Source organism: Bacteroidales bacterium (assembly GCA_026418905.1).
GTDB lineage: Bacteria > Bacteroidota > Bacteroidia > Bacteroidales > DTU049 > JAOAAK01.
On record JAOAAK010000032.1, the window covers coordinates 1 to 16,531 of the forward strand.

Consider the following 16,531-nt stretch of genomic DNA (forward strand, 5'->3'; position numbering starts at 1 on the left):
AGGACTTCGAAAGTGCGGTCTCCATCTTCACTTTCGTAGAGTCCGTAATAAATATTTTCGGCATTGTTGGCATAATACCACCTCTTATGCTCATGTGGAGATGGATAAGTTTGTTGTTTGATGACCAAGGGATTTTCAAAATGCTGTATGCAACGCACATGTCTAATGCGAATTGTCCTACCAGTGATGGGATTGGTGTATATGAGTCCTCCATCTTTTTCAGCATTTTTCAACATCTGTTCTAATGCTTTTTTATTATCGGAGATTCCTAGTTCATTTGCTAATTTACTTGCTTCATCCTCAAATATTTTTTTGATAGCTGGATCGACGATTTGCTTTATATCGAGGTTGCGATCAACAGGTTCGCGTTTGACAATCTGGTACTCAAAATAACCATTCCCATTTTCATCTCGTTTAAAAACTTTGATCTTCCCATAAAAAGTTTCTTTATGCAATTGCCCACGAACGGTATCACCGATCATATACTTGCCCTTATGAGGTCCTTTTCTGATTCGTTTCTTGGTAAAAAGGAAAATTTTATGCCGCACAGGATGCACTACAAGGGTTTCCTTCTCGATCTTATTTCTTATCTGATTCAGTATTGTTTCGTTTGGTATTCGCGCAGAACTGAGAAGTCTTTTTAGTTCATGTTCATATTGCATTAGCATTGTATAATTTTCATCTGTCTCGTTTGCTGCATGAGTAATTAGCTTTCCTATTTCTTTGCATTTGGCGTAAGCTTCTAATATTTTCTTGAGCTGAGGTGGACTAGGAATAAGAGATAAAACAAGAGCATCAATGGCATGATGAGTGTGTTTGGTCCGATCTTTTGGGGATTTCTCCACACGAAGCTTTAGAATTTTGGCAAAATCGGCAACCACGGAACCCTTTTGAACTCTTACATCGTCGAACACCGTTTTAAGATAATGGAATGCGTATTTACTAATAAGTTGGGTTTCAGTAAGTTGTGCGTTCACAAACTGGGAGGAAACTTCTTCCATTTCAAACCGACTTACTTTATTAGTCCAATAGTCCAATTCCATTTTCCAAAGATGTTTCTCAACAATACACTTGTTTTTTTCTTCGATGCTTCGGGCCCGTTTCGATTTGTTTTCCCAATATATGAGATGATGTCTGATTTCTTCAATCTTTTCTTTCCATGGTTTGATACGTTCAAGAATTTCGTCATGGTCCTTGCATTGAGCAGGGATGCGGTTTTTCTTTATATTTCGATTGTAATCTTTAAAGCATACAGTCTTGTTGGCCAGACTGTCATCAAACGAAAGGGAATAAGGTATGGTATGTTCTATGTCAATTTTATCTTCGGAAAAAAGCTGAGTTAAAGAAATAGGTCTTCCTGTGTAAATACATATGGCTTGTTGTTCGAGCCAAAGTCTATATTTCTCCAACACATTATCTTTTGCTTCTTTCAATTTATACCATAAAGATGGTCTAATTTTTTCAAAACTATTTTCTTTCCAAGAGAAATATGTAACTTCAGCATCTTTATTTTTGTCTTTCCGTGCTTGAGATTGTTTTTCATTAGGCTTATTCAAGCCAGTGAATTCCTCCCCTATGAGGGAAAAACACTGTTCGTACCACAGGCGAAATTTATCTATGTCGTCATCATTATGGGGATTAGCTTTCAGGTGTTGATTCTCATTGATTAATTCATAAATAGCATGAGAAAATTCTTTGTTTTCTTCTTCGCGACGTTCCTGCCAAATTTTATATGCTTTTCGACGGTTAGCATCATTGAGTTCGCGAGGCACCTCGACGACAACGCGAGTATTACGATCCAGTTGGTCAGTCTTAATGAGATAATTGACCAGTTGCCTGAGTTCTTGCAATACTCTCAGAGCCATAGGGTTCCGCCAATATCCTGTTTTGGGACTTTGCAAGTAACACTTAGCATCTGGACCGGGTTGAACAGCCGGATAAATCTCACCTTGCGAATGATGATACATCTTATTCAATTGTCTATCGCTGAGGTTGAAATGTATCCTCAGATATTCTTTGATTTTATCCGTCAAGTTCGGACGAGCAAAGAACTGATGAGACGAGGTTTTTGAATAATCGTAAAGCAACTTCCCTACCTTTACGACATAGTCATACTTGTTGTGATCATCTAAATTCTCCCATGTTTTTTCACCAAAATGCCTTTTGCAGTATTCTTCAACTTTTTCTCTTGCAAAAAAATCGACAGTACTGGTCTGAATACGGTGTGGATAATCCGATATTAAAGCATTGGCAATGTTGTAAACGTGAAGATCCTTCTGATAATCTCCGAGCAAATTGCTTATCTCCTTTAAAAGCAAATCTTCATTTTGTTGATTGTATTGTTTTCCTAGAACGTAAGGTATGTTAGCTAAGAGTACAGATCTGTCGTATTCCCATCCTTTGGTGAGAAAATAATTTATTTTTCTTATGGCTTTGAGGCTAAAAGAAGCATAACCATCCTCCAATTCATGGAACCACTTGAGATAATGTTTAATTTGCTCATCGTTGAATTGGAATTTTTCTCTAGCAATTCTTTTGATTTCATCTTCATCATCCAGTTGAAAGATGACATGCCAAAGATCTTCCCAGGTATAATAGTTCTTACTGGACTGATAAGTTACATAGGATGAATTTTGTTTTTTGAGCCGTTTGATTGGCTCATGATATATTTTGTGAGTTTGCCAATCCTCACCAATAATTTTGGTGAGATAATAAATTGAAGGACAACCTGGCACGTCTTTATTTACATCATAATTCAACGTTATTTCTGCCTTGAATTCATTTTCGATGATTTTCTTGACCTTTGCCAAAGACACTAAATTAGGTGTGATGAAAAGCTCATTGAAAATTTTTTCTTTGAGGTTCAAAGGCACGTCCACCCAAGAAGTACTATCAGTTTTATAACGAATGTTGTTGAGAACTTGCCAGGCTCTGAAAATTTCGAATTCTGGACGACTTTTAGGGCACCGAGGTTTGTTTTTTTCCAGTAAACATTTACCGACAAGTCCTTTTTGAGAACGTAGGGGTCGTTGCCAGAAAATCGTACATTTGGAAACATCAGTTGTGCCAAATATGTTCTTAAACTTCTCTTCCCATTCACCTTTAAATTGGAACTCGAAAATCTTCTCAACTTCTTTGACCAACATCTTGCGTGTGACAAAAGGATGCAGATCATTTCGTATCCGTTTATATTTCAGATCTTTAAATTCCTGATGATTTTTTTCAGCATTAAAATACAGATGTAAATTATCTTCTGCTTCAGCCAGCAATTGCCCAACAGTCTTTTCTGTATCTCCTTCAATTCCTAAACGTTTGAAAAGTTCTGATTTTTTTTCTTCCTCCGAACGAATTTTAAGATCCTCATCGGTTGCCTGGGCTGTTTTCTTACTGCTTTTAAAAGCACGGTGCTGTGCTATGTGATATAGAGCTCTACCTAGCATGTAACGATTTGAACTAATGCTAAAATCTAATTCATTTTCGACCAAAAATTTTCTTAGTTGATAAGGGCTTCTGAAATCTGGCTTACCGTCACCATTAAAATCTAACTTTATCCATTTGTCAAAAGCTTCGTCATCGACTGGAAAGGTTCGTTTGAGATTCCCTTTTTTATCGTACGTGCACCAGGAAACAATACTTTCTTGCTTAATGGGACAATAGTTTGCTGCATGAAGCTTTTTGAGAGTTTCCCACAATCGGTATTTTCTAGCTTGGTATAGCCTACGCATAGATCGATATTTAGTTCGTTCAGCTGCTAAAGAATATTCTACGTTTTTATTTTCGTCAACCCCTTTTTCAAAAACGATGACACCAAATTTTTCAAATTGCTCATGATTTTCTTTTTCATCGTTTCTGATTACCCATCCGATGGATGACTGGCCCAAATCTAGAGCAAAGGTTTTCATCTTACTAAAATTTTAACAAAATTAAGAAATAAAGCTTTTTAAAAAAAATTTTTTATAAATAGTTGTTGCTATTAAAAATTTTATTATATTTGCAACAGCGAATCACAATAAGGCTATAAGCCGAAGGATTCTTGCCCTTGCGCCTTGCGTGAGGGCTTTTTTATTTTACTTAAAATGTACCATCGTAAAACCATCCTCGTTTGCATCGGAAGGAAAAGAAATATCTAGGATGTCCTGATATTGTCGGAGATAATCGCGGATGGCTTTTTTCAAAATACCGTAACCTTTTCCATGTATAATTTGAAGAAATGGGACACGGTTAAGAAGAGCCCTATCAATTTTTCGGTCAACTTCCTGGAGAGCTTCTTCAACACGCATGCCTCTTACATCGACCTGTGTATCGATAAATGCAACGACATGAGAAGTAGATGTTACCGACGATCTTCTAACGTTGGGTTCGTCGATCTTTTCAAGTTCTTTGATGGAAACTTCCATGATAAAACCGTTCATTTCGACATGAGCGACGTTCTTTTCAATGGAAATGATTTCACCTCTGTGTTGGGTTTCTTTGATTCTGACACGATCACCTGGATGGAATTCTATTTGAAGGAGTTGTTCTTGCTCAAGAGGTCGTAGTGGTTCGTGAACGAGCTGCATGGGAGGTTTTTCAAACAATCGAGACTTTTCCTGCTCAAAATTTTTTCGAATAGATTTTGTTTTCTCTTTGTTGAGGGCATTTTCTTTAACTTCTCGAATGGTCCTTTCTATTAGCCTTTGAGCATTGGCCAATAAGCGCTGAGCTTCACGTTCGGCTTGATGGATAATCAGCTCTTTTCTTTCTTGCAACTTTCTGTTCAATTCCTGATACTCTTTGATTAAATCGGCGACCATTTGTTCAGCTACTTCTATTTGTTTTTTTCGTTGTTCAAGATCTTTTTGCCATGCAATAAGCTGCTGAAACATGTCGGTGTAAACATCTTGCTGAGGATTCGTTTTACTTCTAGCTAACTGAATTATTTCGGTGGGAAACTCAATTTTTGATGCAATTTCGAGACCATAAGATGAGCCGGGAAGCCCAATAAAAAACTCATAAGTAGGCTCCAGTTTTTCATGATCGAAAAGCATGGTCGCATTGATAGCACCTTGCTGGCTTGATGCCCACATTTTAAGATGTTCGAAATGAGTTGTTACTATGATAAGTGGATCTTTTTTAAGTAAGATTTCCAGGTATGCTTCAGCCAGCTTAGCTCCAATTTCTGGCTCGGTTCCCGTAGCTACCTCATCAATAAGAACGAGAGTGTCCTGATCGGAATGCTCATAAATTTCCTTCATTCTAATCAAACGTGACGTAAACGTACTAAGATCGTTTTCAATGGATTGGCGATCACCTATATCGACAAGTATTTGACTGAACAAAGGAAATTGGCTATCTCCATCACAAGGAACAAGCAATCCGCATTGAAGCATCAGTTGTAGGAGTCCGACCGTTTTGATAACGACCGATTTTCCCCCAGCATTAGGACCACTGATCACAAGAAGTTTGTAATTCTCACCTAAGGTCAACGTAAGAGGAACTATAGTTTTGCCTTTTTGTTTTAAAACCATTTCAAGCAGAGGATGTCGAGCATTTTTGATCGAAAGTATTTTTTCATGCGAAATTTGCGGAAGCACAGCCTTTTGCTCAAAAGCCATGCGTGCAGCGGCAAAAAAGAAATCGATCCATGAGATATCGAGAATAAGAGTCTCTAAAGCACTCCTTTCCTTCCTTACGTACGAAGTTAGTTCGGAAAGTATTTTGATCATTTCTTTTCTTTCTTCACTTTCTAACATCTGAAGTTGATTATTCAATTGATAGATTGCCTGCGGCTCGACAAAAAGTGTCTGGCCAGTAGCGGAAACATCTATGACTATACTTCGGGTGAGAGACTTTTTGTGAGGTGGAACAGGAATCACCATCCTGCCTTTTCGAAGAGTCGGTTGGACGTTCTCCTCGATGATTTGACGGTCCTTCCAATATTTGAGAACTTCAAATAGTTTTTTTTCTATGTTTGAAACGAGATTGGCTTTTTGCTGACGAATGTGTTGAAGTTGAGTACTTGCCTTGTCTAAAATTTCTCCTTTCTCGTTTAAATGCCTGCCAATAATGTCCTGAAGATGAAAAGGTATCTTGTTCGGACTGAGCCATTGCTTAAAATTCTCACATTGATGTTTTTTAATCCACTCTAGGACGTCGCGATAAAAAATGAGGTGTTCGATTAAATTTAAAAAAGTTTCACCTTCCCAATAATGCAGTAAATCTTCAAGCTTTTGCAATTCGCCACTAAGGTCACTTCCATGAAAAGCCGGGAGTTGAAAACCTTTCGTGAGAATTTGATTTATTTCGTCTACGATCTTGAGTCGCCTCAGAAGTATTTTTTCCTCCGCGATAAGTTGCAATTCTTCAATATGGTTAATTCCGTATGGAGTACTTAAGTAAAATTTCAGACGATCTTTGATTTGATCAAAATGCAACAAGTTTTCCGTTTCTTTTACATTAAGCATAATTTCATCTTTTAGATGGCTCCCATATAGCTTTATCTATTCTTTCGAACATCCAACGAAAACAACCGGTTACTAAAGCCAGGTTCATGGTCAAAAAATGAGTTATTAGCCTCAAGACATATACATAAATACCAAATTTGTTGAGTATCCAATCTAAAATTGGAATTATTATGATAAAAATAAAGACAGCAAGAAAGAACCTGTAAAATAACTGATGAGAAAGCAAAAGCGTGAGAATAAACCATGCCACCAAAAAGAAAGGAACTAGCCAACGCAGTACTTTATGGCAAATAAAAAACAGTGAAGCTTTCTTCCAAGGAGTTAAAATCCACCGCCAGAAGATTCGCAAGTTTTGAAAATTGCCTGTTGCAATTCTATCCTTACGCCTAAATTCTTCTTTCAAATGCAGAGGTAGTTTCTGATTTGCTTTAGCTTCAGGATCGATGATTACTCGAAATCCTCTCTCTATAACTCGCAACGTGATATAAAAATCATCCACCATTAGGTAAGGAGGAACTTCAGGAAAAAGTTCTTTGCGAATTGCAAATAAAGCTCCGTAAACTCCCATGACATATCCACCTGCCAGGCCTTCGTAATATTTGAGTTTCATTTCATTGTCCATGTAAAATTGTTCCTGTCGAACGATGCCTGCATTGACCTGAATGGGATTGAGCAATACACCACCTACTATGCCAATGGAAGGATCTGAAAACCACCTTACAAGATGCGAGATAGTATCTGGAAATAGCATCGCTTTAGCATCGGACGATATAATGATCTGACCATGAGCCTGACGAACGAGATCGTTGATCACCGAGATTTTACCTCGTCTTTCTTTAAAAAGAAAAACACGTAAATGAGGATCACGCTTTGCCCACGATGTTAATATTTCCGTAGTTCTATCGGTTGATCCATCCGAACCAATCAAAACTTCCATTTTATCTGCTGGATAATCAGATGCAAAAATCGATCTTAGTTTCTCATCCAACACATTTTCCTCATTATACACAGACATCACGAGAGATACAAAAGGCATGTTGTTCGATTCTTCTCTTTTAGCAATCAAATACTTTTTTCTGTAAACCCATTTCATGAAAGATGGATAGAGTAAATAAGGTATCAAAATGAGGCCAAGAAGCAACCACCACAAAACTTCCATCATTTCGTTAGTATTTGGCTATAGGCTTTTTCCAAATCTTGAACAAGAGCATGAATCGAAAAATTTGACTTGATGAAGGAACGAGCCTGAATTTGAATTTGCTTGTGTAATTCATCGTCAGACAATAAACGTACGATATAATCGGCCATTTGTTGCGGATCCTGGCTAATGAGAATATGTTTTTCATTTTCGACAGGTATGCCTTCTGCAGCAATAGGTGTAGCAACAACGGCCTTTCCATGAGCCATGGCTTCGATAATCTTCACACGAATTCCACTACCAGCAAAGAGAGGAACCACCATCACACCATGCTCTTGCATAAAAACACTCGCATTTTCAATTTCTCCTACACAACGAATACCCCACTTCATTAATTCATCTTTTAGACCTTCTCGAGGATTTCTACCAGCAACCCAAAACTCACACCCGGGTAATTTCTCTTTGATCAAAGGAAAAACCTTATCTGCAAACCACCTCAATCCTTCCAAATTGGGTATCCAATCCAAAGCTCCTAAAAAGAATATATCTTTCTTTATGTCGGTTTTAATAAGAATAGATTCAACATCAATACCATAAGGAACTACTTGCATAGGCTTGTTGTTACCTGCTTTTCTAAAAAAATGCGCATCTTCTTCTGAAATAGGAATAAGCAAATCATATTGATTAATCACCTTTTTTTCATACTCTTCTAGACGATGAGCAAAACGTTTGAAATATATTTTTTTAAACACATTTTTTTCCTGCAAAGCTAGCCTTCTCCAAATAAGATGTTCGATGTTATGAGGGCGGAAAACGATTTTCGACGAACACGCTTTCCGAATGACCCCCACGTATGCAATACCGTACAGTCCTTCTATTTGAATAATATCATATTTTTTACTCCGAAGCAGATCTTCAAGTTTTTTAGCAAAAACCGGATGAGTAAATCTTTCGACAGAATAAGGTAAAGATGAAAAAAAATAATTTCTCATAAGAGGCCATACACGAATAGAAGTATCAACATTCACCAAAAACCATTGAAAAGTACTTAAGATTTCAGCGGGAAATTCCTCCATTCGAACATGATGTTTAGGGGTATTCATACATAAAAAGTCGACGACGTGACCTTGTTTTGAGAGACCTAGAGCAAGATCCAAAGTTGCTCTAGCACCACCATCTTTGGGTGGGTAAGGAACCTTGGTCGTTAACATCAAAATGTTCATTCTATTCAAATTCTTCACACAAAAATACTGAAAAACAACGAGGAATACGGACCAGCAATTTTTTAAGCTTGCAAACTTTTTTATTTTTGCAAAAAAAAATGAAATCAATCAGTTTAGTTTTTTTGATGGTTTTCTTCGTTTTTTGCTTTTCCCAAAACGATATACCCGATGTAATTATTCAAACTTCATACGGAGAAATCAAAATTAAATTATACGACAAAACACCCAAGCATCGAGAAAATTTTCTAAAACTAGCTCGCGAAGGTTATTACAATGGAACATTGTTCCATAGAGTCATTCCTGGTTTTATGATTCAAGGCGGAGATCCCGAAAGCAAAAATGCCCCAGAAGGAAAGAGACTTGGGAATGGTGGTCCGGGCTACACTATTCCATTTGAATATGTTCCGGAGTTTTTTCATAAACGTGGTGCTGTGGCAGCTGCTCGCCTCCCCGACGACATCAATCCAGAGCGAGAAAGTAGTGGATCTCAATTCTATATCGTGCAAGGAAGAACTTTTACCGACGAAGAACTCAATAAAATTGAAAAGAAAATAGGTCGTACTATCCCTCCCAATCAACGTGAAGTCTATAAAACCATCGGAGGTGCTCCACACTTGGACGGTTCCTATACTGTATTTGGCGAAGTCATTGCTGGAATGGATGTAGTCGACAAAATTGCCCAATTACCTCGAGATAAATACGATCGACCCTTAACCAACGTTCCGATGAAAGTCATCGCTATCGAAAAAAAATAAAACCCCATGGACATCGAAACTGGTACATTACTAAAAAAAATTGAATCTTTTGTTCCTTCGAACGAACAAGATCTCGAACAATTTAAGAGCGAATATTTGGGCAAGAAAGGCATTGTCCAGCAGTTACTCGATAGCATCAAAACCCTCCCTCCAGAACAAAAGAAAGAAGTTGGAAAGATAGCCAATCAACTCAAAGAGGCTGTTTTAACGAAATACCAAACATATAAAGAAAAATTTAAATACGAAAAGCAAATCCATAAGCCAGACGATCTAACTAGACCTACAGCCCCATTGATGGGTGGTTATCACCCCATCACTTTAGTGATGTTTAAAATCATTGACGTTTTTCGTCAAATGGGTTTTGCCGTTGCAGAAGGACCAGAAGTCGAAGATGATTGGCATAACTTTTCAGCACTGAATTTTCCACCAGATCACCCTGCGCGTGAAATGCAAGACACGTTTTTCATAAACCAATCCAAAGGGATTTTGCTTCGCACACATACAAGTTCAGTTCAAATTCGAGTCATGGAGGCAACCCGGCCCCCATTGCGATATATATTCCCAGGCAGAGTCTATCGTAACGAAGCCATATCTGCTCGTTCTCACTGCTTTTTTCACCAAATAGAAGGTTTGTATGTAGATCATCAAGTATCTTTTGCTGATTTAAAAGCAACTTTACTTCATTTTGCTCGTAGCATTTTCTCCCCCGAGACTCAGATACGTTTTCGTCCTTCCTTTTTTCCTTTCACTGAACCATCGGCCGAAATGGATATATCTTGTAACCTTTGTCAAGGTTCTGGATGTTCGTTTTGCAAATACACAGGCTGGGTAGAAATTTTAGGTTGTGGGATGGTGGATCCCGAAGTTTTAAAAAATTGCAATATTTCTCCCGACGAGTTCACAGGCTTTGCTTTCGGACTTGGTGTCGAACGAATCACCAACCTGCTTTTCGGTGTCAACGATATTAGACTCTTTTCTCAAAATGACATGAGGTTTCTGCAAAACTTCATTTCCGGAAAACTTGTCTTTTAAATCTTGCGTTCTTTTATAAAGGACCAAAGTAATCTACCAGCCTTCAAGTGATACATAAAGAATGCAGCTTCAAAAGCAAGACTAAGAACTGAAATGCTAATTCCAACAAATATTTCATTTAACCCCCATAGAAGCAATTCTTTTCCAATAAGTCCCATGACGCCAAAAAAAACAACAATAATTCCAATCCACTTGAAAAAAGAATAAGTTCGAGCATATTTTCCAGAGAGCCAAACCATCATCAAAGCAGAAAATGCCTGCGTAGACAAACTGGCCAACGCAGCTCCCAACACATCAAAATGTGGAATTAACCACATGTTCAATAAAACATTGAGAACAAGCGCCGCAAATGTCACTATATTCAGCCAATACAGGCGACCAGCAGCCGTGAGGTATGTACCAAAAATATAAATTAAAGCCACGAAAAAGAAATCGCCCATAAGGATAGGCAACAAAGAACTAGCTAATGACACATCATGATGATACAGCCAATCAATAGCCTGGGATGGCCAAAGAGCGGACAAGATCCATATAAACGCCGCAAACGACACCAATATAAACGTGCTGCTTTTTAAAACTTCACGTACATCTTGGTGGGAGGCAATCATTCTCGAAAGCAAAGGTAGCAAAATGACACCAAACAAAGCAGCAAACATATTGAAAGCATCCAATATTCGGAACACCATAGCATATACACCCGCCGAATACTCACCTCCAGGAAGTAAACGCTCTAACATCACAGCATCGATACGCGTGTAAAGATTCATCCACAAAGCAAGCAAAGCAAATGGCAAACCCTCCTTAATGTAGCTTTTGATTCTTGCGAACGAAATTTTATGAAAGCTAATAGATATGTGACCGTAAGTAAAATAAAAACCTGCTAGAAAAACCAAAAGCAACGAAAAAGTTTGAACATATACAAAAGTGTAAACGGAAACCTCCAAGGGAATCCAGTTGGTCCATAACAATAAACCCATGAACAAAATAACAAGTGCTTTATCGAGAACGGAAAAAATACTATCCACGACAAATCTTTGCATGCCAGAGATGAAAGAACGAAAAAAAGTAATGAAGGATGCTAATATCTGATTTAAAGCTACCCAGAATAAAAGGCCCATTTGTTTCCACGTGTATCCAATTGAAAAAGCTAAAACAAAAACTAGAACTACGTAGAAAAGCGAAAGTAAGAATTTAAGCCAAAAAACATCACGTGCATAATCTTCATTGAATTGAAAATCATAAGCAACTTTTCTATTGTTATAATTCGTCAAGCCAATATCCAACAAAAAATTAAATAACAAGGAAAAGCTTAAAATTGCAAAATAAAATCCATACTCTTCTGAACCAACCATATTTTGTACTACCCGATCAATCCCAAAAATCCAAAATGGCTTGATGAGTAAATTGACAAACAAAAGAAAAAATAAGTTAAGCAAAAACTTTTTCTGCATGGAGTAGAAAATGATAATTTTGCTGCTAAGTTACAAAATGAAAAACGACCATTTTAAAATTGCCATCAATTGCCGACACTGGCTTCCAGGAAAAATGGAAGGGTTCGGACGCTATGTAAGTGAAATTGCTCCACGCCTTGCTGTCACTATGCCTGAGGTGAAATTTTACTGGCTTTTTGATCGTAAACCTTCATCGTCAATTCCAGATTTTTCGAATGTGCAGAAAATTATTTTGCCACCACCTGCACGCACCATTGAACTTATTCGATGTTGGAACGATCTTTCGGTGAGATTATTTTTAAAAAAAAAGTCCATTTCCCTTTTTTTTTCTCCCGATAACCATTTATCCCTGACTACTCAAGTGCCTCAAGTAGTTACGATACATGATATCAATTTTATGGTTTTTCCACACGCTTTACCTCCATTGGCAACTCGCTTCTACCAAAAAAGAACACCATCTTATCTTCGAAAATCAACACACATCTTGACCGTCTCTGAATTTAGCAAAAAAGAAATTTTACGCTTTTTCCCTTTTGTTGCAGAGGAAAAAATAAGTGTAGTGTACAATGGAATTTCCTCAGTTTTTAAGCCTCTTACACCCAAACAACAACAAGAAACAAGAAACAAATATACTTCTGGACAACCATACTTCTTCGTTCTAGGCTCTTTACATCAAAGAAAAAATATTCAAAACACAATAGAGGCTTTTCAAATGTTCAAACAGAAAATAAATTCTCCATGGTACCTTGTCATAACAGGCCGACCACTTTGGAAGAATGTGAACTTGAATATTGCCAACGACATTCGAGCAGACATCATTTTTACAGGTTATGTTAGCGATGAAGAAGTAGCACGTTTAATGGGTGCAGCTCATGCCTTGGTTTTTTGTTCGTTATACGAAGGATTTGGCTTGCCTTTGGCAGAAGCTTTTGCTTGTCATATTCCAGCTATCACTTCAAGCAATTCTGCCCTTGCTGAAATAGGTTCCCGTGGAGCTTTGCTTGTTAATCCCAATTCCCCAAGCGACATTGCCCATGCGATGGTAGAAATAGCAACCAATACGTCACTTTACCAGAAGCTCATTGAAGAAACTATGATGCAAAAACAATTTTTCAATTGGGACAAAACAGTTGAACGTATTAGCCAAATTTTTTTAAAAATTTTAAATCAAACAATATGACATACAATCCCCTTCACAAGTTCGAGCAAGAGGTAATATTACACAAAGCTACAGAAAAGCCCTTTAGTAGCTCGTTATTAAAAATAAAAGAGCCAGGGACATTTTTGTGCAAACAATGCAATCAGCCTCTTTTTTACACTCGCTGGAAATTTGATTCCGGAACCGGATGGCCTTCGTTCGACGATGTTTTGAAGGAAGCTGTTATTTTGCAACAGGAATCCGACGGTAGAACCGAGGTTCAATGTTCACGCTGCCATGCCCATCTCGGCCATCTTTTTGTAGGCGAAGGCTTTACTTCTAAAATGAATCGTTATTGTATCAATGGGATAGCCCTGCGTTTTATACCAAAAGAGATCAACTACGTACCAGAAAGAGCTATTTTTGCAGCTGGTTGTTTTTGGGGAGTAGAATATTTCTTTCGAAAAGCACCAGGTGTGATTTCAGCCATTTCAGGATATACGGGAGGTCAATTGGACTTTCCTACTTACGAAGATGTTAAGACTGGTAAAACAGGTCATTTCGAGTCCGTCGAAGTATTTTTCAATCCCAATGAAACAACTTTTGAAAACTTGATCCAACTATTTTTCGAAATTCATGATTTTTCACAAGAAGACGGACAAGGTCCAGACATTGGCGAACAATACCGATCTGCCATTTTCTATTTATCTAATGCTCAAAAAAGCATTGCCGAAAATTACGTTAACATTCTCAAAGAAAAGGGTTACCATGTTGCCACGCAGCTAATTCCTGCCTCTGTTTTTTGGGAAGCTGAAAATTACCATCAAAACTATTATTATAAAATTGCTTCTACTCCTTATTGCCACTTTAGAAGAAAAATTTTCGGCTGAATAACTTTTTGATACTTAACTAACAAATAAAAATATCGTCTATAATTATGTAAAACATTGTGTGAAGTTACGAAATCATAAATGAATGGAATATGCTACGAAAAAAAATAAAAATATATTTTTTTGATTTAATTATGCATAGATTATCGAATGCTCATAGTACTTACATTCCCAGCCTCACTGAAATAAAAAAATACTCAGTACTGCTTGTGTTATGGATATTGCTATTGTTTTTTATTACTTTCTATCCCACGGTTAGAGTTCTCGTAATAGGTCATCGTTCTTATTTAACAACATACGAACTTTTTTTCTCACTTTTACCTGACATATTCATATTACTATTTGGGATTGCTGCTGTTTTTCTTAGTGAAACTAATCCTTTAAAATTGATTAAACAAAAGAAAATTAAACTCGAAATAGCTGATATCATCCTAATTTTTTATATCCTCATTTACATAGCTTTAGGTTTGATTCATTTAGCTTATCCTATTGCCTTTTTTCATGCTATCCGCATAACCTTTTTGCCCCTCGTTTTTTATGTTATTTTCCGGTTCTTATCGGAAAAGGAAACAAAGTTTTTATTGATGATCCTCATGTGGTGGTTGTTTGGGCTGAGTTTTTTAGCCAGTGGGTTGTATCTTTTTTCTCATGAAATTTTCCTAAAAATCTACGAGTTACTTGACATTCCTACGTGGGAATATATCATTCCCCGCCTATCTTTTCTTATTTGGAGTCCTGTAGTTTTTGGTAGTTGCATGGCTTTGGGCTTGTTTCTTTCTCAACTTTTTATCAAAAAAACTCTGCTTCGATTCTTGATCGCAGTTGTTTTTTCCATCTCCCTGGTACTTACTATGAGCAGAGGTGCCATACTGAGCACATTACTGACCCTCATATTTGTTTTTATTGTTTCCAAAGATTTTAGATTCTCTTCCCTAGCTTACCTTGCTACTTTTCTATTCATATTTTTTTCTCTTTCATTTATCTTAACAAAATCAACAGACCTTGCCTTCTGGACTTTTCAATCTACTGAAAAAGTAATTCAAGGAACTTCAGAAGAATCAAGAGATATTTCATATTCTCAAATTATTCATGATGTTCACCATGCTATATGCAAGCAAAAGGATACTACTTTTTTTCCCCCAGAAAAACTAGTTTTGGGCTCTGGTTTAGGAACAGCTGGTCATGTTGGTATGAAATATAGTCAAAAGTTTGATTTTCCTTTTTACCCAGCTACTTTGGACGGATATTACTTGAAAATTTTTATAGAAACAGGATTAATTGGTCTTTTTATTTTTCTTTTAATCATGGGTTCTTTGTTCATGTGGTATTTAATTCAATTCATCAAAAGAAAACAGCCAATGCTTCTTTTGCCCACATTGCTTCTTTTTTACACACTTATTCAAAACGCAGTAAGCAATGCCATGGATTTCTATTTTTATTCTTATGTATTCTGGGCAATTTTAGCTTCCTTTAAAATACAGTCATATGAATAAACCTCTTGTAAGTATTGTTATTGTTAACTATAACGCAGGCACATATTTACAGGCATGTATAAAAAGCCTAAAAACTTATGGAATACAGCAAATGGAGATCATTTTGGTTGATAATCATTCTTGCGATGGTAGTCTTATAATGGTCGAGAAAAATTACCCTGATCTCATCGTAATCCGTAACGATAAAAACCTTGGGTTTCCAGCAGCTAACAATCAGGGGTTCTCTATTGCCAAAGGGAAGTATATTTTTATGCTTAATCCCGACGCAGAAGTAACTCCCAATGCGATTTCCAATATGCTTGAATTCATGGAGCAGAATCCTCTCGTAGGTCTTCTTGCCCCCAGAACGATAAATCAACAACAGATTCCAGTACAAAACATTTGGCATCAACCAACCTTATGGTCAACGTTGCTCAATCTATGGCATATTGGCTTTCTACTTCCCCGTCATAACTATCAGATTAACAATCAGCAAACTATCTTTGAAATTGAAGCCGCATCTGGAGCAGCCATGTTTTTTCGAAAATCATTGCTCGAACAAGTTCAGGGTCTGGATGAAACACTTTTTTGGATTGAAGATATAGATTTTTGCAAAAGAATTCTTCAGGCAGGATTTCAAATCGTTTATTTTCCATTCGCCACTGTTATTCATCATGTCTCCGTGACAGCTCGAAAAAATTATCGTGTTTCCATTTCAAATCAAATATTTAGCAAAGTCAAGTTTTTCAAGAAACATCATTCTTCCTTAGCAGTAGCTTTTGTATATACTCAATGTTGGCTTCATGTTTTAGCTAAAATAGGTTGGTTTTCTTTTCTAGCACCATTTAGCTCTATTGCCCGAAAGAAACTGGATGCATACATCTACACCCTTTCTCGTTTGCACCGCATTCCTCAAAAATTTGAATCCTTAGAATAATTGTAACTTTGTAAATCTACCCGCTTTGATTATCAAATGATTGTTGAAAATT

The 16,531-nt window shown here is 37.1% G+C and carries 11 protein-coding genes; 6 read left to right on the forward strand and 5 right to left on the reverse strand.

The features are described from left to right. The 4 genes from N2Z72_06580 to N2Z72_06595 form a co-directional block, all read right to left on the reverse strand. Positions 1–3,902 (reverse strand): hypothetical protein (locus tag N2Z72_06580; GenBank protein ID MCX7697340.1); only part of this gene is annotated, 3,902 nt, incomplete at its 3' end. A 165-nt stretch (positions 3,903–4,067) separates the two neighbouring features. Further along, positions 4,068–6,443 (reverse strand): Smr/MutS family protein, encoded by a 2,376-nt coding sequence (locus tag N2Z72_06585; protein ID MCX7697341.1) that lies wholly within the window; start codon positions 6,441–6,443, stop codon positions 4,068–4,070. A gap of 4 nt (positions 6,444–6,447) precedes the next feature. Beyond that, positions 6,448–7,605 carry a glycosyltransferase family 2 protein gene (locus tag N2Z72_06590; protein MCX7697342.1) on the reverse strand — a complete coding sequence of 386 codons (1,158 nt, stop codon included), beginning with the start codon at positions 7,603–7,605 and terminating at the stop codon, positions 6,448–6,450. Continuing rightward, positions 7,602–8,804: a glycosyltransferase family 4 protein gene (locus N2Z72_06595; GenBank protein MCX7697343.1), complete on the reverse strand. Its 1,203-nt coding sequence runs from the start codon at positions 8,802–8,804 to the stop codon at positions 7,602–7,604. Before N2Z72_06595 ends, N2Z72_06590 begins: the two co-directional genes overlap by 4 nt. Before the next feature lie 125 nt (positions 8,805–8,929). Between N2Z72_06595 and N2Z72_06600 the strand changes: the two genes are divergently transcribed. Beyond that, entirely contained in the window at positions 8,930–9,559 is a 630-nt protein-coding gene (locus N2Z72_06600; protein ID MCX7697344.1) for a peptidylprolyl isomerase, read from the forward strand. 6 nt (positions 9,560–9,565) lie between these two features. Beyond that, on the forward strand, positions 9,566–10,591 hold the full coding sequence (gene pheS / locus N2Z72_06605; protein MCX7697345.1) for a phenylalanine--tRNA ligase subunit alpha: 1,026 nt from the start codon (positions 9,566–9,568) through the stop codon (positions 10,589–10,591). On the opposite strand, the gene N2Z72_06610 is transcribed toward pheS, so the two are convergent. Continuing rightward, positions 10,588–12,042, reverse strand: a complete 1,455-nt coding sequence (locus N2Z72_06610) for a polysaccharide biosynthesis C-terminal domain-containing protein (protein MCX7697346.1) — start codon at positions 12,040–12,042, stop codon at positions 10,588–10,590. The genes pheS and N2Z72_06610 overlap by 4 nt on opposite strands. A gap of 37 nt (positions 12,043–12,079) precedes the next feature. On the opposite strand from N2Z72_06610, the gene N2Z72_06615 reads away from it, so the two are divergent. The 4 genes from N2Z72_06615 to N2Z72_06630 all read left to right on the forward strand — a co-directional run bounded on the left by N2Z72_06615 (position 12,080) and on the right by N2Z72_06630 (position 16,479). Then, complete coding sequence (locus N2Z72_06615) at positions 12,080–13,222, forward strand: glycosyltransferase family 4 protein (GenBank protein ID MCX7697347.1); 1,143 nt, start codon at positions 12,080–12,082, stop codon at positions 13,220–13,222. Beyond that, a complete protein-coding gene (locus N2Z72_06620; protein MCX7697348.1) occupies positions 13,219–14,070 on the forward strand; it encodes a bifunctional methionine sulfoxide reductase B/A protein in 852 nt (283 codons plus the stop codon). The genes N2Z72_06615 and N2Z72_06620 overlap by 4 nt, the downstream gene beginning before the upstream one ends. Positions 14,071–14,279: 209 nt before the next feature. Further along, the gene (locus N2Z72_06625) at positions 14,280–15,563 is read left to right on the forward strand and encodes a hypothetical protein (GenBank protein MCX7697349.1); all 1,284 of its coding nucleotides are present in this window, start codon (positions 14,280–14,282) and stop codon (positions 15,561–15,563) included. Next, complete coding sequence (locus N2Z72_06630; GenBank protein ID MCX7697350.1) at positions 15,556–16,479, forward strand: glycosyltransferase family 2 protein; 924 nt, start codon at positions 15,556–15,558, stop codon at positions 16,477–16,479. The genes N2Z72_06625 and N2Z72_06630 overlap by 8 nt, the downstream gene beginning before the upstream one ends. Positions 16,480–16,531: the final 52 nt, after the last annotated feature.

What these genes read in the sequence shown, in the direction of transcription:
- N2Z72_06585 (MCX7697341.1), bottom strand. Translation starts at nt 6,443, where the DNA reads ATGCTTAATGTAAAAGAAACGGAAAACTTGTTGCATTTTGATCAAATC.
- N2Z72_06620 (MCX7697348.1), top strand. Translation starts at nt 13,219, where the DNA reads ATGACATACAATCCCCTTCACAAGTTCGAGCAAGAGGTAATATTACAC.
- N2Z72_06600 (MCX7697344.1), top strand. Translation starts at nt 8,930, where the DNA reads ATGGTTTTCTTCGTTTTTTGCTTTTCCCAAAACGATATACCCGATGTA.
- N2Z72_06610 (MCX7697346.1), bottom strand. Translation starts at nt 12,042, where the DNA reads ATGCAGAAAAAGTTTTTGCTTAACTTATTTTTTCTTTTGTTTGTCAAT.
- N2Z72_06615 (MCX7697347.1), top strand. Translation starts at nt 12,080, where the DNA reads ATGAAAAACGACCATTTTAAAATTGCCATCAATTGCCGACACTGGCTT.
- pheS (MCX7697345.1), top strand. Translation starts at nt 9,566, where the DNA reads ATGGACATCGAAACTGGTACATTACTAAAAAAAATTGAATCTTTTGTT.
- N2Z72_06590 (MCX7697342.1), bottom strand. Translation starts at nt 7,605, where the DNA reads ATGATGGAAGTTTTGTGGTGGTTGCTTCTTGGCCTCATTTTGATACCT.
- N2Z72_06630 (MCX7697350.1), top strand. Translation starts at nt 15,556, where the DNA reads ATGAATAAACCTCTTGTAAGTATTGTTATTGTTAACTATAACGCAGGC.
- N2Z72_06595 (MCX7697343.1), bottom strand. Translation starts at nt 8,804, where the DNA reads ATGAACATTTTGATGTTAACGACCAAGGTTCCTTACCCACCCAAAGAT.